General features: G+C 63.8%; 17 protein-coding genes and 1 pseudogene. 16 read left to right on the top strand and 2 right to left on the bottom strand.

Annotated features, from left to right (window positions below):
* Window positions 1–40 precede the first annotated feature (40 nt).
* Both IVA81_RS31715 and IVA81_RS31710 read left to right on the top strand, forming a co-directional pair.
* Window positions 41–3,277: a cytochrome P450 gene (locus IVA81_RS31715; protein ID WP_247325350.1), complete on the top strand. Its 3,237-nt coding sequence runs from the start codon at window positions 41–43 to the stop codon at window positions 3,275–3,277.
* A 110-nt stretch (window positions 3,278–3,387) separates the two neighbouring features.
* The gene (locus IVA81_RS31710; protein WP_247325349.1) at window positions 3,388–4,062 is read left to right on the top strand and encodes a spermidine synthase; all 675 of its coding nucleotides are present in this window, start codon (window positions 3,388–3,390) and stop codon (window positions 4,060–4,062) included.
* Between the two features lie 154 nt (window positions 4,063–4,216).
* Here IVA81_RS31710 and IVA81_RS31705 read toward each other — a convergent pair.
* Window positions 4,217–4,680: pseudogene (locus IVA81_RS31705) on the bottom strand (nuclear transport factor 2 family protein).
* Window positions 4,681–4,798: 118 nt separating this feature from the next.
* Complete coding sequence (locus IVA81_RS31700; protein ID WP_247325348.1) at window positions 4,799–5,713, bottom strand: alpha/beta hydrolase; 915 nt, start codon at window positions 5,711–5,713, stop codon at window positions 4,799–4,801.
* A gap of 165 nt (window positions 5,714–5,878) precedes the next feature.
* Here IVA81_RS31700 and IVA81_RS31695 point away from each other — a divergent pair, with 165 nt between their 5' ends.
* From IVA81_RS31695 to paaK, 14 genes are all read left to right on the top strand, one after another.
* Entirely contained in the window at window positions 5,879–6,262 is a 384-nt protein-coding gene (locus IVA81_RS31695) for a hypothetical protein (protein WP_247325347.1), read from the top strand.
* Window positions 6,259–7,341, top strand: a complete 1,083-nt coding sequence (locus tag IVA81_RS31690; protein ID WP_247325346.1) for an alpha/beta fold hydrolase — start codon at window positions 6,259–6,261, stop codon at window positions 7,339–7,341. Before IVA81_RS31695 ends, IVA81_RS31690 begins: the two co-directional genes overlap by 4 nt.
* Window positions 7,338–7,931, top strand: coding sequence for a GNAT family N-acetyltransferase (locus tag IVA81_RS31685; RefSeq protein WP_247325345.1), 594 nt, complete (start codon window positions 7,338–7,340; stop codon window positions 7,929–7,931). Before IVA81_RS31690 ends, IVA81_RS31685 begins: the two co-directional genes overlap by 4 nt.
* A 201-nt stretch (window positions 7,932–8,132) precedes the next feature.
* Window positions 8,133–8,588 carry a phasin gene (locus IVA81_RS31680; RefSeq protein ID WP_247325344.1) on the top strand — a complete coding sequence of 152 codons (456 nt, stop codon included), beginning with the start codon at window positions 8,133–8,135 and terminating at the stop codon, window positions 8,586–8,588.
* 228 nt (window positions 8,589–8,816) lie between these two features.
* The gene (locus IVA81_RS31675; RefSeq protein WP_247325342.1) at window positions 8,817–10,103 is read left to right on the top strand and encodes a DUF445 domain-containing protein; all 1,287 of its coding nucleotides are present in this window, start codon (window positions 8,817–8,819) and stop codon (window positions 10,101–10,103) included.
* A 200-nt stretch (window positions 10,104–10,303) separates the two neighbouring features.
* On the top strand, window positions 10,304–11,074 hold the full coding sequence (locus IVA81_RS31670; RefSeq protein ID WP_247325340.1) for an alpha/beta hydrolase: 771 nt from the start codon (window positions 10,304–10,306) through the stop codon (window positions 11,072–11,074).
* A 217-nt stretch (window positions 11,075–11,291) separates the two neighbouring features.
* Window positions 11,292–12,158 (top strand): phenylacetic acid degradation operon negative regulatory protein PaaX, encoded by an 867-nt coding sequence (paaX, locus tag IVA81_RS31665; RefSeq protein ID WP_247325338.1) that lies wholly within the window; start codon window positions 11,292–11,294, stop codon window positions 12,156–12,158.
* A gap of 76 nt (window positions 12,159–12,234) precedes the next feature.
* Entirely contained in the window at window positions 12,235–13,227 is a 993-nt protein-coding gene (gene paaA, locus IVA81_RS31660; protein WP_247325333.1) for a 1,2-phenylacetyl-CoA epoxidase subunit PaaA, read from the top strand.
* Window positions 13,228–13,237: 10 nt separating this feature from the next.
* Entirely contained in the window at window positions 13,238–13,525 is a 288-nt protein-coding gene (gene paaB, locus IVA81_RS31655) for a 1,2-phenylacetyl-CoA epoxidase subunit PaaB (RefSeq protein WP_092186062.1), read from the top strand.
* Complete coding sequence (paaC, locus tag IVA81_RS31650; RefSeq protein ID WP_247325331.1) at window positions 13,525–14,301, top strand: 1,2-phenylacetyl-CoA epoxidase subunit PaaC; 777 nt, start codon at window positions 13,525–13,527, stop codon at window positions 14,299–14,301. Before paaB ends, paaC begins: the two co-directional genes overlap by 1 nt.
* Window positions 14,295–14,798, top strand: coding sequence for a 1,2-phenylacetyl-CoA epoxidase subunit PaaD (gene paaD, locus IVA81_RS31645; protein ID WP_247325330.1), 504 nt, complete (start codon window positions 14,295–14,297; stop codon window positions 14,796–14,798). Before paaC ends, paaD begins: the two co-directional genes overlap by 7 nt.
* Before the next feature lie 2 nt (window positions 14,799–14,800).
* Window positions 14,801–15,883, top strand: coding sequence for a 1,2-phenylacetyl-CoA epoxidase subunit PaaE (gene paaE / locus IVA81_RS31640; RefSeq protein ID WP_247325329.1), 1,083 nt, complete (start codon window positions 14,801–14,803; stop codon window positions 15,881–15,883).
* A gap of 100 nt (window positions 15,884–15,983) precedes the next feature.
* A complete protein-coding gene (gene paaI, locus IVA81_RS31635; RefSeq protein WP_247325328.1) occupies window positions 15,984–16,433 on the top strand; it encodes a hydroxyphenylacetyl-CoA thioesterase PaaI in 450 nt (149 codons plus the stop codon).
* Window positions 16,434–16,479: 46 nt separating this feature from the next.
* Window positions 16,480–17,811 carry a phenylacetate--CoA ligase PaaK gene (paaK, locus tag IVA81_RS31630; RefSeq protein ID WP_247325326.1) on the top strand — a complete coding sequence of 444 codons (1,332 nt, stop codon included), beginning with the start codon at window positions 16,480–16,482 and terminating at the stop codon, window positions 17,809–17,811.
* Window positions 17,812–17,842: the final 31 nt, after the last annotated feature.

Below are 17,842 nucleotides of genomic sequence, written 5' to 3'. Positions count from 1 at the left end.
ATGACGACGTTGAATACCGAGGCAGGGGGAAGCGCATTTAATGTCATCGAAGAACCGTCTGGATCCGATCCCGCATCCGCCGACCAAGCCGGTCGTCGGCAACATGCTGTCGCTGGACTCGGCTGCGCCGGTGCAGCACCTGACGCGACTTGCCAAGGAGCTGGGCCCGATCTTCTGGCTCGACATGATGGGTTCGCCGATCGTCGTCGTCTCCGGCCACGATCTCGTCGACGAGCTCTCCGACGAGAAGCGCTTCGACAAGACGGTGCGCGGGGCGTTGCGGCGCGTGCGCGCGGTCGGTGGTGACGGCCTGTTCACCGCGGACACCAGGGAGCCGAACTGGAGCAAGGCGCACAACATCCTGCTTCAGCCCTTCGGCAACCGCGCCATGCAATCCTATCACCCGAGCATGGTCGATATCGCCGAGCAGCTCGTCAACAAATGGGAGCGGCTCAACGCCGACGAGGAGATCGACGTCGTCCACGACATGACCGCGCTGACACTCGACACCATCGGCCTGTGTGGCTTCGAGTATCGCTTCAATTCGTTCTACCGCCGCGACTACCACCCCTTTGTCGAGTCGCTGGTGCGCTCGCTCGAAACCATCATGATGACCCGCGGCCTGCCGCTCGAGCAGTTTTGGATGCAGAAGCGGCGCAAGACGATGGCTGAAGACGTCGCTTTCATGAACAAGATGGTCGACGAGATCATCGCCGAGCGGCGGAAGGGCGCAGAAGGAAGCGACGACAAGAAGGACATGCTCGCCGCGATGATGACCGGCGTCGACCGCTCGACCGGCGAGCAGCTCGACGACGTCAATATCCGCTACCAGATCAACACGTTCCTGATCGCGGGTCACGAGACCACAAGCGGCCTGCTGTCCTACACGCTCTATGCGCTGCTCAAGCACCCGGAGATTCTCAAGAAGGCCTATGACGAGGTCGACCGCGTCTTCGGCCCCGACGTCAACGCCAAGCCGACCTATCAGCAGGTGACGCAGCTCAGCTACATCACGCAGATCCTGAAAGAGGCACTGCGGCTGTGGCCGCCGGCGCCGGCCTACGGCATCTCGCCGCTGAGCGACGAGACCATCGGCGGCGGCAAATACAAGCTCCGGAAAGGCACCTTCACCACCATCCTGGTGACCGCGCTGCATCGCGATCCCTCCGTCTGGGGCCCGAATCCGGATGCGTTCGATCCCGAGAATTTCAGCCGTGAGGCGGAGGCCAAACGGCCGATCAACGCCTGGAAGCCGTTCGGCAACGGCCAGCGCGCCTGCATCGGCCGGGGCTTTGCCATGCACGAGGCCGCGCTCGCGCTCGGCATGATCCTGCAGCGCTTCAAGCTGATCGACCACCAGCGCTACCAGATGCACCTGAAGGAAACCCTGACGATGAAGCCGGAAGGCTTCAAGATCAAGGTGCGCCCCCGCGCCGATCGCGAGCGCGGCGCCTATGGCGGGCCTGTCGGGGCTGCCAGTTCGGCGCCGAAGGCGCCGCGCCAGCCGACGGCCCGGCTCGGCCACAACACGCCGATGCTGGTGCTCTACGGCTCCAATCTCGGCACCGCCGAGGAACTCGCGACACGCATGGCGGACCTTGCCGAGATCAACGGCTTTGCCGTGCATCTCGGACCGCTCGACGATTACGTCGGCAACCTGCCGCAGGAGGGCGGCGTGCTGATCATCTGCGCCTCCTATAACGGGGCACCGCCGGACAATGCGACGCAGTTCGTCAAATGGCTCGGCAGCGATCTGCCGAAGGATGCCTTTGCCAATGTCCGCTACGCCGTGTTCGGCTGCGGCAATAGCGACTGGGCTGCGACCTATCAATCTGTGCCGCGCTTGATCGACGAACAATTGTCGGCTCACGGTGCGCGCGCGGTCTATCCGCGCGGCGAGGGCGATGCGCGCAGCGATCTCGACGGCCAGTTCCAGAAATGGTTCCCGGCTGCCGCCCAGGTCGCGACCAAGGAATTCGGCATCGACTGGAATTTCACCCGCACCGCGGAGGACGACCCGCTCTACGCGATCGAGCCGGTCGCGGTGACCGCCGTCAACACCATCGTGGCCCAGGGCGGCGCCGTGGCGATGAAGGTGCTGGTCAATGACGAGCTTCAGAACAGGAACGGCCAAAATCCGTCGGAGCGCTCGACGCGTCATATCGAGGTGCAGCTGCCGTCCAACGTCAGCTACCGCGTCGGCGATCACCTCAGCGTCGTCCCGCGCAATGATCCGACGCTGGTGGATTCGGTGGCCCGCCGCTTCGGCTTCCTGCCGGCCGATCAGATCAGGCTTCAGGTCGCCGAAGGGCGCCGCGCGCAATTGCCGGTCGGGGACGCCGTGTCGGTCGGCCGCCTGCTCAGCGAGTTCGTCGAGCTGCAGCAGGTCGCGACACGGAAGCAGATCCAGATCATGGCCGAGCACACCCGCTGCCCCGTCACCAAGCCGAAGCTGCTGGCCTTCGTCGGCGAGGAGGGCGAGCCACTCGAGCGCTATCGCAGCGAGATCCTGGCCAGGCGCAAATCGGTGTTCGATCTGCTGCTCGAATATCCGGCCTGCGAATTGCCGTTCCATGTCTATCTGGAAATGCTCTCGCTGCTGGCGCCGCGCTATTACTCGATCTCGTCCTCGCCGTCGGTCGACCCGGCGCATTGCAGCATCACGGTCGGCGTGGTCGAAGGGCCGGCTGCGTCCGGGCGCGGCACCTACAAGGGCATCTGCTCGAACTATCTCGCCAACCGGCGCACCGGCGATGCGATCTACGCCACCGTGCGTGAGACCAAGGCCGGCTTCCGGCTCCCGGACGATCCCTCGGTGCCGATCATCATGATCGGCCCGGGCACGGGCCTCGCGCCGTTCCGCGGCTTTCTCCAGGAACGCGCCGCGCGCAAGGCGAAGGGCGCGACGCTCGGGCCATCCATGTTGTTCTTCGGCTGCCGCCACCCCGATCAGGATTTTCTCTATGCGGACGAGCTGAAGGCACTGGCGGCAAGCGGCATCACCGAGCTGTTCACGGCGTTCTCGCGCGCGGATGGACCGAAGACCTATGTGCAGCATGTCCTCGCCGCGCAGAAGGACGAGGTGTGGCCGCTAATCGAGCAGGGCGCGATCATCTATGTCTGCGGCGACGGCGGGAAGATGGAGCCCGACGTGAAGGCGGCGCTGGTCGCGATCCACCGCGAGAAGAACGGCAACGACGCGGCCGCAAGCGCACGCTGGATCGAGGAGATGGGGACGAAGAACCGCTACGTGCTCGACGTCTGGGCGGGCGGGTAGCCGAAGCTCATTCTTGTAGCCCGGATGAGCGAAGCGACATCCGGGAATTCGCGGTCCCGGGTATCGCTTCGCTCACCCGGGCTACGAATTATTCGTGCTAAACGTCTGGCATGATTCCCTGGGAAAAGATCGATACCGCCAAAATCCCCGGCTCCGACGAAGAGCTCCGCCTGATGCGGCGGGGCAAGGAGTTTTCCATCAAGCTCGGCACCAACGAGCTGATGAACAACCGCCTGTCGGGCTCGGAAGTCGCGCTTGCAACGCTCGCGGCGAAGCAAATTGAGAAGGTCGCAAAACCCGTCGTCCTGATCGGCGGCCTCGGCATGGGCTTTACGCTGCGTGCGGCACTCACCGTGCTCGGCGCCAAGGCGAATATCATGGTGGCTGAGCTGGTCCCGGCCGTGGTGGCATGGGCTCGCGGTCCTATGGCCGAGATTTTCGGCGACAGTCTCAGTGACCCCCGCGTTGAAATCCACGAGATGGATGTTGCGCAGTTGATCGAGCGACATCCGCTCAGCTTCGACGCGATCCTGCTCGACGTCGATAATGGTCCGGAAGGACTCACCCGCAAGGGCAATGACGCCTTGTACGATGCCGCGGGGCTGAGGATCGCTCACACCGCGCTACGGCGGGGCGGAGTGCTCGCCATCTGGTCGTCCGGGCCGCATCCGAAATTTTCGCGCCGTCTCACGACCGCCGGCTTCGAGGTCAACGAAGTCAATGTCCGCGCGACCGGCAGAGGTGGCGGCGCGCGCCACGTGATCTGGATCGCGAGGAAGCGCTAGGCCGATTTTTGCGTCGCGCTTGATCCGCGCTGCGCATCCTTAGGACCGGAATTGTAGGGTGGGCAAAGCGAAGCGTGCCCACCATTTTCATCGATTTTGCGGATGTGTGGTGGGCACGGCGGCGGGAAGAGCGCGCCTTTGCCCACCCTACGAGCTAGAACATCGTGTTGCTGTTCGCGGGCGTCTCGGGAATGTCCTGAACGACGTCCCAGTGCTCGACGATCTTGCCGCCTTCCAGCTTGAAGATATCCACGATCGCGCGCCCCTTGCTGCCGGGCTCGCGAACCGCGTGAAGTGCAGGATGACGTAGTCGCCGTCCACGAAGCTGCGCTTGATCTCGCTGTGTGAGTTCGGGAATTTCTCGCGCAGGAAGCCGATGAACTTTCGGAAGCCGTCCGGACCGTCGGCCGCGTTCGGATTGTGCTGGACATATCGATTGCCGACATGGGCGAGAGCCGCATCGGCGTCCTTCTGATTGAGGCCTTTCTCGTAGAAGTCGAGCACGGTCTTGCGATTGGCTTCCTCTTGCGCGCCGCCGGCCATCGCGGGGCCATTGGCCAGCGAGAGCATGAGGATGGCAGCAACGATCATGGCGCCCGGCCGGACGATGGAATGCATGTGAGCTCCGCGAGGCCGCAGCCTCTTTGCGATTGAGGAAGGCCTGTATAGCTTCCGTGCCGGCTTTCGTTAAGGAGTAACCGGCTGCTCACATGGTCACCGTAAGGAGACCTGCGGTCTACGCTGCCTGCGCCGCCGCGCCATGCGCGTGCTTGTCGATCGCGCCGATGATCTCCGGCCAGAACCGCATCGGCAGCGCGTGGCCCATACCTTCGATCATCAGGAGCTTGGCGCCCGGAACTGACTCTGCCGTGTCCTTTCCGCCCTCGGGACGGACCAGGGGATCGACGGTGCCGTGGATCACCAGCGTCGGCGTCTTGACGGCATGCAGCCGTTCCTTGCGGCTGCCCGACGCGAGCACGGCCCGGAGCTGCCGGCCGACGCCGGCCGGATTGAGCCCGCGGGCGAACACACGCTCGGCACGACCGGGGTCCAGCGCTTCCTCCTCGGGAAAATGCCCGGCGCGCAGCACGTTCCAGGTCTGGCCGTAACGGACCATGAACTCCTCCTTGCTGCGCGGCGGCGGCGCCATCAGCATCGCGGCGGCCTCGCGCGACGGGGGCGGGATGCGCGGATTGCCCGTCGTCGACATGATCGAGGTCAGCGAGCGCACGCGCCCGGGAAACGACAGCGTCACCTCCTGCGCGATCATGCCGCCCATGGACGCCCCGACCAGATGCGCCGACTTGATGCCGAGCGCGTCCATCAGACCGACTGTGTCCTTGGCCATGTCGATCAGCTTGTAGGTGGCCGCCACGGGAATCCTGAGGAAGCGAAGTTTCAGCAGCTCGAGCGGCGTCAGGCGCTTGCCGCCTGTCAGATGGCTCGACTTGCCGATGTCGCGATTGTCGAAGCGGATCACGCGGAATCCGCGCGCGGCAAGCTGCTCGCAGAACGCATCGTCCCAGTGGATCATCTGCGCCCCGAGACCCATGATCAGCAGCAGCGGCTCGGCATTGTCGTTGCCAAAGATCTCGTAGCAGATGTCGATGCCATTGGCGCTGACGGTCTGGGGCGGCTGATGGGTGGTCACGGACGCTATCCCTCCTGCTGATCGACGCTGTATCGCACGATTTCCCGCTGCAAAGAAGCGGCGTGCCGAGTGGCGGGTGCGCTTGCCGGTTGACCGGCACCGCGCAACGGTGTGGTATGGCGAGAAAAGAAGGGCATCGCAGCTCTCGATTTCAGGAGGACGCCGATGACCGACAAGACCAACGACCCCGTTGCCATGTGGCAGAAGATGGTCGGCGAGATGGAGAAGGGGTTCAACTCCTTCGCCAACCAGGCCATGTCTTCGCCGGAATTTTCGCAGGCGATGAACCGTGCGGGCGGAGCTGCTGCAGGTGCTCAGAAGCAGCTCGGCGAGCTCATGGAGAAATATCTCGTCACAATGAACCTGCCGAGCCGGGAGCAGGTCACGGGCCTTGCGGAACGGCTCCAGGCCATCGAAGCCCAGATCGGCGAGATGAAGTCGATGCTGAGCCAGATGGCTGCAAGTTCGGGGATCTCGCAAGGCTTCGACAGCGCGCCGCGGCCGCCACGGACGAAACGTCCGCCCTCCGAAGGCGGAGAGCAGACATGAACGCGCCGACGGGACTCGATTTCGCATCTATCCCGGAGCGCATCCAGAGCGAGGTGCAGCGCGCGATCCAGCGCAGCATCAAGGGCGTTGAGTATTTCTCGACCTCGGGCCCTTCGCTCGGCTCGACTCCGAAAGACGTGCTGCATTCGCGCGGCACCATGAATCTCTATCACTACCGGCCGATGTCGGACGAGATCTATCGTGTGCCGGTGCTGATCGTGATGGCCACCACCAACCGCGGCTACATTCTCGACCTCGTTCCTGGGCAGAGCTTCATCGAGTTCCTGCTCAAGCGCGGTTACGACGTCTATATGCTCGACTGGAGCGCGCCGCGGCCGGAGGAGAAGAGCCTGCGGATGGAGGACTATGTCCTCGACTTCATTCCGGACTGCGTCCGCCGGGTGCAGCAGGATTCCGGCGAGCAGGACGTTTCCGTCATCGGCTATTGCTTCGGCGGCGTGCTGTCGCTGCTGTACGGCGCGATCCACAAGGACGGGCCGATGAAGAATTTGATCTGCTTCACCACGCCGATTGACTTCGGCGAGATGAAGCTGTTCTCGAATTTCTCCGATCGCCGCTATTTCGATGTTGACCGTCTCGTCGACAGCGTCGGCAATGTGCCGCCGGAGATGATCCTATCCTCGTTCGAGATGCTGCGCCCGGCCTCGCGCACGGTGAGCCAGATCCAGCTGTGGGAAAACATCTGGAACGACGAGTTCGTCAAGTCGTACCGCATGTTCGACCGCTGGGCGACCGACACGCTGCCATTGGCCGGCGAATATTTCCGCACCATCACCAAGGACCTGATGTGGGACAACAAGCTGTTCAACGACACCATGTCGGTCGGCGGCCGTGCCGCGAAGCTCGAAAACATCAAGGTGCCGATCCTGCATGCGGTCGCCGAGCACGATCACATCGTGCCGTATGAGGCCGCCAAGCACCTGATTGCGAAAATTGGATCTGCGGACAAGGAAGAGGTGATGCTGAAAGGCGGTCACGTCTCGCTCGTCGCGGGCGCCAACGCCGTGAAGCGGCTATGGCCAAAACTGGATTCCTGGCTGGGAAAGAGATCGACATGAGCGAACAGCGTTCCTATCCGCGTCACGTCAAGACCGACGCCGGCGATATCGAGATTCGCCTGATGGCGCCCGCCGATGAAGCCGCGGTGCTCGCCTTCGGCAAGGGCCTGCCGACCCACGATTTGTTGTTTCTGCCGCGCAACATCAGCGAGCCGAAGGTGCTGTCGGCCTGGGTCAAGGAGATCGAGCGTGGTGCGATTTCGAGCCTGCTTGCGGTCAGGGACGGCAAGGTCGTCGGCTGCGGCACGCTGGTGCGCGATCCCCACTCCTGGTCACCCCATGTCGGCGAGATCCGCATGGTGGTCTCGCTCGATGTGCGCGGGAAGGGGGTCGGGCGGGCGCTATCGCAGGAGACCTTTGCCCTCGCGCTTGGCGCCGGCCTTGAAAAACTCTCGGTCCAGATGACCGTCGACCAGCAGGCGGCGATCGCGGTGTTCGAGAGCCTCGGCTTCAAGGCCGAAGCGTTGCTGCGGGACCACGTCCGGGACGTCGATGGCAAGACCCACGACATCGTCGTGCTCGGGCACAACATCTCGCAGGTCCAGGCCCAGATGGAGGCCTACGGGCTGCCGGGCGCGGTGCAGCACTAGGGCCGGCTCATCACCTTGGGAACCTGTCTGGCGAAGGAGGCACCAGACTGCCTCCCGTTGAGGCTATTCACGATTTCGTGATATCGCACCGCAACAAGAATATTGCATCGCACAATTAACTATGCCATATAGATCGGGCCCCGGGCCAATGCGGACGGGGTGAGCCCATAGCTCAGAGCAACGAGGATGGAGAGAACCCCAATGACCACCGAAACCAACACCGCTTTCGAAGGCTTCAAGGACGCATTCAAGAACATCCAGAACCTGGAAGTTCCCGAGGCCGCCCGCGAGTTCGTGAAGAAGTCCGCCAACACCGCCAAGGACCGTGCTGCCGAGGTGTTCGCTGGGTCCGAGCGCGTGACCGCCGCCGTCGAGAGCGCGGTGACCGAGTCCGTCACTGAAGCCGGCAAGATCAGCCGCAACATCCAGCAGGCGATCTATGACGACGCCCAGGCGTTCTTCGCCGGTATCGACAAGCTCGCCTCCGCCAAGTCGGTCAGCGAGGCCGTCGAGATCCAGTCGGGCCTGCTCCGCTCGCGCGGCGAAGTGTTCGTCTCGCGCGCCAAGGCGACCGCCGACTATTTCGGCAAGCTCGCCGCCAACGGCGCGAAGTCCGCTCAGGACAATTTTGCCAAGGTCTACACCAAGACCGCCTGATCTGGCGCCCTGAGTAAAAACTGAAATTTGAGGCCCGCTTCGGCGGGCCTTTTGTTTGTCTCCTGCGTTCCCCGGATGCGGTGCAGCGCGCCGCTCTTGCGGCGTGGTGCACTGCTGATCCGGGGTCCATCTTGCCTTGGACCCTTCCTGGGTCCCGGCTCTGCGGTGCATCGTTGTACGCTGCACCGCGTCCGGGACACGCCGAGATTGACGCGCTAAGTATCCGCCATGAACGCCCCCGCCACCTTTTCCTTCGACACCCCCGGCGATGCCGAACGCGCGGCCGAGCTTCGCCGCGTCAAGGCGCTGGCGACACTGGTGCTGGCGTCGACGCTGGCGCTGTTCGTCGTCGCGAAATGCCTGCTGCCCGTGCATCCCGTGTTCGGCTTCATCGCCGCATTCGCGGAAGCCGCAACCATCGGCGGCCTCGCCGACTGGTATGCCGTGGTTGCACTGTTCAAGCGGCCGCTCGGCCTGCCGATCCCGCATACCGCGATCATCCAGAGCAACCAGGCCCGCATCGCCGACAAGCTCGGCGAATTCATCCAGGTGCATTTCCTCGAGGCCGGCCCGGTCGAGGCCAAGCTGAAGGAGATCGATTTCGGCTCCTTCGTCGCCGACTGGCTGCGCGACCGCAAGCGCAGCGACGACCTGGCGCGTTTTGCGCTGCGCCTGCTGCCGGAGGCCGTTTCTGCGACGGAAAGCTCGGGTCTGATGACCTTCATCATCCGCCGCATGTCCTCGCAGCTCCAGGCGATCGACCTTGCCCCGCTAGCCGCCGGTACGCTGCGCGGCTTCGTCGCGGAGGGACGGCACCAGATCCTGTTCGACGATCTCTTGCGCGTGATGCACGAGACGCTGAACCAGCAAGAGACGATGGGGATGATCCGCGAGAAGGTGCGCGCGGAGTTGCCGACCTTGCTCAGGCTTTATCGCGCCGACAAGTTTCTGGTGAACAAGATCGTGGCGTCCGCCACAGCGTTCTTCAATGAGGTGCGCAGCGATCCCAAGCATCCGTTCCGCGGCGAGTTCGACCGCATGGTGCTAAGCTTCGTCGACCGGCTCGGCAGCGATCAGGCCTATATCGACCGCATCGACGGATTGAAGCGCGATCTGTTGGCGCGGCCCGAGCTTGCCGATCTCGCCCGCACGGTGTGGGCCAATACGCGCTCTTTCATCGAGCGCAGTGCGAGCGGTGAGACGCAAGTGCTGCAGCATCATCTTGCCGGCATGTTCGTCGCGGCGGGCGAAGCGCTCGCCGGCGATGCCGAGCTGCGCGGCGAGATCAACAAGGGTCTGGTGACGGTGTTGCGCAGCTTCGTCGCCGACCAGAAGAGCGGCGTTTCAATCTTCATCTCCGACCAGGTCAAGGCGTGGGACATGGCGCAGCTGATTTCGCTGATCGAAATCAACATCGGGCGCGACCTGCAATACATCCGCTTCAACGGTTCGCTGATCGGCGGTCTCGCCGGGCTCGCGCTCTACTCCGTAGAATTCCTGCTCCGATTGCTGTGACTTTTGCGTCACGGCCGTGAGCATTAACGCGCGGGCCTATTGTCGCCACGCGTCTCTCCCGCTTGAATGTCGGGAACCGGCCGCCTAGCTGATTCATGTTGCGCTGCGGAACGATCAAGAAGCCGGCGTGTTGGAATTGATACCTTTTTCCGGCGTCGCGGCCGGTGGCCTTTTCAGCAATTCTTCCCAGGGGACTATTGATGACCGCTTCTGCCCAGACGTTGCGTCCGCCGTCCAGAACTCTGATGTTTCTGGAAGGGCGGGCGATCCACGAGTTCGGCGCATTCCTCGGCGCGCTGCCGCTGCTGAGCCTCGCGCCGCGCGGCGATGGGCATCCGGTGCTGGTGCTGCCAGGCCTCGTTGCCTCCGACACCTCCACGGGCGCGCTGCGCTCGTTTCTCAGCAGCAAGGGTTATGCGGTGGCTGGTTGGCGCCAAGGCCGCAACTACGGCCTGCGGCCCGGCGTGCAGGATGCGATGCTCGATTTGATCCGGGAGCTCAACGACACCCACGGCCGCAAGATCAGCCTGGTTGGTTGGAGCCTCGGTGGCATCTATGCGCGCCAGCTTGCCAAAATGGTTCCGAATAGCGTGCGCCAGGTGATCACGCTCGGCAGCCCCTTTGCCGGCGATCCGCGCTCGACCAACGCCTGGCGTGTCTACGAATGGGCAAGCGGGCGCAAGGCTGATGAGGTTGATCCGCGTTTCGGCGGCGAGCTTGCCGTGCCGCCGCCGGTGCCGACCACCGCCATCTTCAGCCGCACCGACGGCGTCTGCGCCTGGCAGGGCTGCATGGAGAGGACGGGCGCGCAAACCGAGAGCATCGAGGTCGAGAGCAGCCATTGCGGCATGGGCCATCATCCGGCCGTGGTCTACGCGGTTGCCGACCGCCTCGCGCAGAAGGAAGGCCAGTGGCGTCCCTTCGACCGCAGCGGCTGGCGCAGCGTGGTCTATCCCGATCCGCATCGGTAGATGGGCCTGCATGGTTCTCCCGGCGATGCGAAGCATCGTCCGGAGACGCGCGGCTTTGCCGCGCTCCTCATCATGAGGATTGAGAGCAAGTGCGGCCGCGCGAAAGGGATCGGGCCTCATCCTGAGGAGGCGCGAAGCGTCGTCTCGAAGGATCGAGCCCGGCTCTAGTCGTTTCCGTCCATTGTCGTGCCCGCACCAAACGCGCTATGCCTCGCGCATGGCGCATCCGCTCTCCCGCATCATCGATCAGCTCAAGCGTGAACCGTCGCGCACCGGCTCCATTGTCATCACCGTGTTCGGCGATGCCATCGTGCCGCGTGGCGGCTCCGTGTGGCTGGGTACGCTGCTGGAATTCTTTGAAAGCCTGGATATCGACAGCGGCGTCGTCCGCACCGCGATGTCGCGGCTCGCTGCCGATGGCTGGCTGACGCGCGAAAAAGTCGGCCGCAACAGTTTCTATCGCCTAGCCGAGAAAGGTACTCAGACGTTCGAGGCTGCCACCCGTCACATCTACGATCCGCCGCCGTCCGATTGGACCGGACGCTTCGAACTGCTGCTGATCGGCAATGGGGAGGACCGTGACGCCTCGCGCGAAGCGCTGCGCAACGCCGGTTTTGGCAGTCCGCTGCCGGGCGTCTGGGTCGCGCCGTCGGGCGTGCCGATGCCGGACGAGGCCGCTGGCGCGATCCGTCTCGAAGTCTCGGCGGAGGATGACAGCGGCCGCCGTCTGCTTAGTGCGAGCTGGCCTCTGGAGCGGACCGCGGACGCTTATCAGAAGTTCATGAAGACGTTCGAGCCGCTCCGAGCGGCGATCGCGCGCGGCACGGGTCTGTCTGAGGCCGAGGCCTTCACCGCGCGCATCCTCCTGATCCACTACTACCGCCGCGTCGTGCTGCGCGATCCGCTGCTGCCGGAAAGCCTGCTGCCGGCGGACTGGCCCGGCAGGGCGGCGCGAGAGCTCTGCGGTGAGATCTATCGCGCACTGCTCGTGCCGTCCGAACAATGGCTTGATAGTCATGGAACCAATGAGAAAGGGCCATTGCCGCCAGCGCGAAAACTTCTGGAACGGAGGTTCGGTACCTGATTTTTATGTTACAGAAATATCTTGCATGGAGTAATTCTTGTTATATATTGCCTCCCAATAAAATGGGAGGACGCGCATGTACACCCAGGCGCTGAACACGGCCGAGACCGACGACCGCGGTCTTGAGGACGCGGCCAGGGCCGCGCAGTTCCAGGCCCGCATCGACGCCGAGGAGCGCATCGAGCCGAACGACTGGATGCCGGCGGCCTATCGCAAGACGCTGACCCGCCAGATCTCCCAGCACGCCCATTCCGAAATCGTCGGCATGCTGCCCGAAGGCAATTGGATCACGCGCGCGCCGACCCTGCGCCGCAAGGCTGCGCTGCTCGCCAAGGTGCAGGACGAGTGCGGCCACGGGCTCTATCTCTATGCCGCCGCCGAGACGCTCGGCACCTCGCGCGAGGAGCTGGTCGATGCCATGCTCGCCGGCAAGGCCAAATATTCCTCGATCTTCAACTATCCGGCGCTGACCTGGGCCGACATCGGCACCATCGGCTGGCTGGTCGACGGCGCCGCGATCATGAACCAGATCCCGCTGTGCCGCTGCTCCTATGGTCCCTATGCGCGCGCGATGATCAGGGTCTGCAAGGAGGAGTCCTTCCACCAGCGCCAGGGCTACGAGATCATGCTGACGCTGTGCCGCGGCTCGGACGAGCAGAAGGCGATGGCGCAGGACGCGTTGAACCGCTGGTGGTGGCCGGTGCTGATGATGTTCGGCCCGCCCGATGCCACGAGCCAGCACAGCGACGTCTCCACGAAGTGGAAGATCAAGCGCTTCTCCAACGATGAGTTGCGCCAGAAGTTCGTCGATGCCACGGTGCCGCAGGCGCAATATCTCGGACTCACCATTCCCGATCCCGGCATGATTCAGGATGCGGAGGGGCACTGGCGCTACAGCGAGATCGACTGGACCGAATTCAAGCAGGTGCTCGCGGGTAACGGGCCCTGCAATCGCGACCGCATGGCCGAGCGGCGCGAGGCACATGAAGAGGGCGCCTGGGTGCGCGAGGCGGCAGCCGCTTACGCGGCGAAGCGTGCGCAGCGCCAGACCGCGCAAGCCGCGGAATAGGGGGATCAGGATGACGACGCCGAACACACCGCTGTGGGAAGTCTTCATTCGCAGCCGCAACGGGCTCGCGCACAAGCATGTGGGATCGCTGCATGCGAGCGATGCCACCATGGCCCTGCAGGCTGCACGCGACATCTATACCCGCCGCGGCGAGGGCCTGTCGATCTGGGTCGTGCCGTCCACCGCGATCACCGCGAGCGATCCCGCCGAGAAGGGCATGATGTTCGAGCCGGCGGAATCGAAGATCTACCGGCATCCGACGTTCTATGAAGTCCCCGAAGAAGTGGGACACATGTGATGCCGAGCGCCAACATCCAGGTCTCTGAAACGCCGCTGGTGCTCTACGCGCTGCGCCGCGCCGACGACGCATTGATCCTCGGCCATCGGCTATCGGAATGGTGCGGGCATGCGCCGATGCTGGAAGAGGACATGGCGCTCTCCAACATCGCGCTCGATCTCATCGGCCAGGCGCGCGAACTCTATACCTACGCCGCCAAGGCCGAAGCCAAGGGGAGTGATGAGGACAAGCTCGCCTATCTGCGAGACGTCAGGCAGTACCGGAACTTGTTGCTGGTCGAGCAGCCCAACGGCGATTTTGCGCAGACGCTGGTGCGGCAGTTCTTCTATTCCGCCTTTGCCGATCTCTACTGGCGCGCGATGATGACCTCGCGCGATACGACGCTTGCCGCGATTGCCGCCAAGTCGGAGAAGGAGAGCGCCTATCACCTGCGCCACGCCTCGGAGTGGATCATCCGGCTCGGCGACGGCACCGATGAGAGTCATCGACGGGCACAGGCCGCGATCGATCATCTCTGGACCTTTACCGGCGAGATGTTTGGCGTCGACGAGGGCGAACGCGCCTTGATCCATGCCGGTATTGCCGTCGATCCGGCGAGCCTGCGCGGTCGTTGGTTGACGACGTTGTCTGATATCGCCCGCGAGGCGACACTTGAACTGCCGCAGAACGACTGGATGCAGCAGGGCGGCCGCGTGGGCCGGCACAGCGAGCATCTCGGTCATCTCCTGTCCGAGCTGCAGTCGATGCAGCGCACCTTTCCGGGGCTGACATGGTGACGGTGCTGGAGCGCGATAGCGAGCTGCGCCGGCGCGCCTGGGACGCTGCGGCGAGCGTGGTCGATCCCGAAATTCCGGTGCTGACCATCGCCGATCTCGGCGTGCTGCGCCAGGTTGCGCTCGATGGCGATCATGTCGAGGTCGCGATCACCCCGACCTATTCCGGCTGTCCGGCGATGAACATGATCGCGCTGGAGATCGAGCTGGCGCTGGAGCGCGCAGGCTTCCGCCGTCCCAAGGTCCGTACCGTGCTGTCACCGGCCTGGACCACCGACTGGATGAGCGAAGAGGGTCGCCGCAAGTTGCGCGCCTACGGCATCGCGCCGCCACTGGCCTTAAGCTCGCGCCGTGCATTGTTTGGTGAGCAAGCGGTAGCATGCCCGCAATGCGGTTCTGACAAGACCGAACTCTTGTCCGAATTCGGCTCGACCTCCTGCAAGGCGCTGTGGCGCTGCAAGGCCTGCCGCGAACCTTTTGACTATTTCAAGTGTCATTGATCATGTCAGCCGCCGCACCGCGCTTCCATCGCCTGGCCGTCAGCGACCTCCGCCGCGAGGCGGCCGACGCCTTCTCGATGACCTTCGCCATTCCCGGCGAACTCGCTCGCGATTATGCTTTCACGCCCGGCCAGTATCTCACGCTCCGCACCACGCTGGATGGAGAAGAGGTGCGTCGTTCCTATTCGATCTGCTCCGGCCCTGACGACGGCGAGATCCGCATCGCCGTGAAGAAGGTTGACGGCGGCGCGTTTTCGAACTGGGCGGCGGATGAGCTGAAATGCGGCGACGTGCTCGACGTGATGACGCCGACGGGTCGCTTCGGTACGATCCCTCAGGCGGACGCCGCGCGCATCCATGTCGGCTTTGCCGCAGGCTCCGGCATTACGCCGATCCTGTCGATCGTCAAGGGGACGCTCGCGCGTGAGCCGGGCAGCCGCTTCTTCCTGTTCTACGGCAACCGCACCACCGACAACATCATGTTCCTCGAGGCGCTCGAAGAGCTGAAAGACCGCTTCATCGATCGCCTCTCGATCTTCCACGTCATCTCCGGTGAGGAGCAGGACATCCCGATCCTGCATGGCCGGCTCGACGGCGACAAGGTGAGGGTGCTGTTGCGCTCGCTGGTGCCGGCGGGAAGCGTCGATCATGTCTACATTTGCGGGCCCCTCGGCATGAGCGAGGATATCGAGGCAACCTGCCGCGAGCTCGGCATCGTGCAGGAACGCATTCACGTCGAGCGCTTCGTCTCCGAATTCGGCGGCAAGCCGCGGCCGAAGAAGGTGGTGGCTCCCGACGCGCCGCCGAAGGCGATCGCCTCGCTGATCATCGACGGCAAGCGCCGTGACGTGCCGGTTGCCGAGGACGAGGCGATCCTCGATGCCGCGCTGCGCGCCGGCGTCGATCTGCCCTTCGCCTGCAAGGGCGGCATGTGTTCGACCTGCCGCGCCAAGCTGGTCGAAGGTGAAGCGCCAATGGACATCAATTATTCGCTGGAACCCTGGGAGCTGAAGGCAGGCTTCGTCCTGACCTGCCAGGCGAAACCATCGTCGGAGCGCGTCGTGGTCGATTATGATCATGTCTGAACAGGCGCATCAGACCTGACGATGCAAATGCGTCGCATTATTTGACAGTTTTGGCCAACCAGCAGAACATCATGGGCAAACATCTGGCCGGGAGAAGCGCGTGAACGTCAAGACGGCTCTGTCGCCAGAGTATATTGCCCGCGCCTGCGCTGAGGCGATGTGGGCGGAGGATGATGCCTCCAAGGGTCTCGGCATGGAGATCGTCGAGATCGGTCCGGGCTTCGCAACGCTCGCAATGAATGTGCGGCCGGACATGGTCAATGGCCAGCGCATCGCCCATGGTGGCTTCATCTTCACGCTCGCCGATTCCGCCTTCGCCTTCGCCTGCAACTCGCACAATGATCGCGTCGTTGCCGCGCAAGGACAGATCACCTTCATCAAGCCAGGCAAGCTTGGGGATCGCCTCGTTGCGAAAGCACGCGAGATCACACGCGGGGGGCGTTCCGGCATCTACGACGTGCGTGTCACCACGGGCGACACCGTCATCGCGGAATTCCGCGGGCACTCGCGTGTCATTCCCGGCACGTGGCTGCCGACGCAGGACCAATAAGAGACCAATCAAGAAAAGAATAAATCAATGTTGTGGGGAAGCGAGGATGGCTTTGACGAGGCTCAAGCAAAGCGGCAACGGCTATAGGGCCGAGATGGACGCGCATGAGCGCGCCTCGCGCGACGAGATCATGGCGCTGCAGAAGCAGCGGCTGGCCTGGTCGCTGAAGCACGCCTATGACAACGTCGCACATTATCGCAAGGCCTTCGACGAGGCCGGCGTGCATCCGTCCGACTTTCGCGAGCTGTCCGACCTCGCAAGATTTCCGTTCACGGTGAAGACGGATTTGCGCGACAACTATCCCTTCAACATGTTCGCGGTGCCGCGCGAAAAGTTGGTGCGCGTGCATGCCTCCTCCGGCACGACGGGCAAGCCGATCGTGGTCGGTTACACGCAAGCCGATATCGATACCTGGTCGCAGGTGATGGCGCGCTCGATCCGTGCCGCCGGCGGCCGCACCGGCATGATCATCCACAACGCCTATGGCTACGGTCTCTTCACCGGCGGGCTCGGTGTCCATTACGGCGCCGAGAAGCTCGGTTGCACTGTGGTGCCGATCTCCGGCGGCATGACCGAGCGGCAGGTGCAGCTCATCAACGACTTCCGCCCTGATATCATCACGGTGACGCCGAGCTACATGCTGGCGATCCTCGACGAGTTCAAGCGCCAGAAGCTCGACCCGCGCCAGTGCTCGCTCAAGGTCGGCATCTTCGGTGCCGAGCCCTGGACCAATGCGATGCGCGGCGAGATCGAGGACGCCTTCGACATGGACGCGACCGACATCTATGGCCTCTCTGAGGTGATCGGTCCCGGGGTCGCGCAGGAATGCATCGAGACCAAGGACGGGCTTCATATCTGGGAGGATCATTTCTACCCCGAAGTGATCGACCCCCAGACCGGCGCGGTGCTGCCGGACGGGGAGAAGGGCGAGCTGGTGTTCACCTCGCTCACCAAGGAAGCGTTCCCGGTGATCCGCTATCGCACCCGCGACCTGACGCGGCTTCTCCCCGGCACGGCACGCCCCGGCATGCGGCGCATGGAGAAGGTGACGGGTCGCTCCGATGACATGATCATCCTGCGCGGCGTCAACCTGTTCCCGACTCAGATCGAGGAGGTGCTGCTCGCGACCGATTGGTGCGGCGGCCATTTTATTCTGGAGCTGACCCGCGAAGGCCGCATGGACGAATTGACCATCATCGCTGAAGCGAGGCCGGAAAGCTGGGACGGCCGGGGGCTCATCGATCACGCCGATCGAATCTCGACCCACATCAAGAACACCATCGGCATCAGCTGCAGGGTGCAGGTTGTCGCGCCAGCCACGCTGGAACGCTCGCTGGGCAAGGCCAAGCGCCTCTACGACAAGCGGCCCAAAGACTGACTTGACGGATTGACTTGACCGACCCCAGAGG

Source organism: Bradyrhizobium sp. 141 (assembly GCF_023074055.1).
GTDB lineage: Bacteria > Pseudomonadota > Alphaproteobacteria > Rhizobiales > Xanthobacteraceae > Bradyrhizobium.
Note: the sequence above shows the minus strand (reverse complement) of the source record. Positions and strands in the feature narration are given on the sequence as shown.

Coding starts and splice junctions, on each gene's coding strand:
- IVA81_RS31715 (WP_247325350.1), top strand. CDS start 41: ATGTCATCGAAGAACCGTCTGGATCCGATCCCGCATCCGCCGACCAAG.
- IVA81_RS31710 (WP_247325349.1), top strand. CDS start 3,388: ATGATTCCCTGGGAAAAGATCGATACCGCCAAAATCCCCGGCTCCGAC.
- IVA81_RS31695 (WP_247325347.1), top strand. CDS start 5,879: ATGACCGACAAGACCAACGACCCCGTTGCCATGTGGCAGAAGATGGTC.
- IVA81_RS31690 (WP_247325346.1), top strand. CDS start 6,259: ATGAACGCGCCGACGGGACTCGATTTCGCATCTATCCCGGAGCGCATC.
- IVA81_RS31685 (WP_247325345.1), top strand. CDS start 7,338: ATGAGCGAACAGCGTTCCTATCCGCGTCACGTCAAGACCGACGCCGGC.
- IVA81_RS31680 (WP_247325344.1), top strand. CDS start 8,133: ATGACCACCGAAACCAACACCGCTTTCGAAGGCTTCAAGGACGCATTC.
- IVA81_RS31675 (WP_247325342.1), top strand. CDS start 8,817: ATGAACGCCCCCGCCACCTTTTCCTTCGACACCCCCGGCGATGCCGAA.
- IVA81_RS31670 (WP_247325340.1), top strand. CDS start 10,304: ATGACCGCTTCTGCCCAGACGTTGCGTCCGCCGTCCAGAACTCTGATG.
- paaX (WP_247325338.1), top strand. CDS start 11,292: ATGGCGCATCCGCTCTCCCGCATCATCGATCAGCTCAAGCGTGAACCG.
- paaA (WP_247325333.1), top strand. CDS start 12,235: ATGTACACCCAGGCGCTGAACACGGCCGAGACCGACGACCGCGGTCTT.
- paaB (WP_092186062.1), top strand. CDS start 13,238: ATGACGACGCCGAACACACCGCTGTGGGAAGTCTTCATTCGCAGCCGC.
- paaC (WP_247325331.1), top strand. CDS start 13,525: ATGCCGAGCGCCAACATCCAGGTCTCTGAAACGCCGCTGGTGCTCTAC.
- paaD (WP_247325330.1), top strand. CDS start 14,295: ATGGTGACGGTGCTGGAGCGCGATAGCGAGCTGCGCCGGCGCGCCTGG.
- paaE (WP_247325329.1), top strand. CDS start 14,801: ATGTCAGCCGCCGCACCGCGCTTCCATCGCCTGGCCGTCAGCGACCTC.
- paaK (WP_247325326.1), top strand. CDS start 16,480: ATGGCTTTGACGAGGCTCAAGCAAAGCGGCAACGGCTATAGGGCCGAG.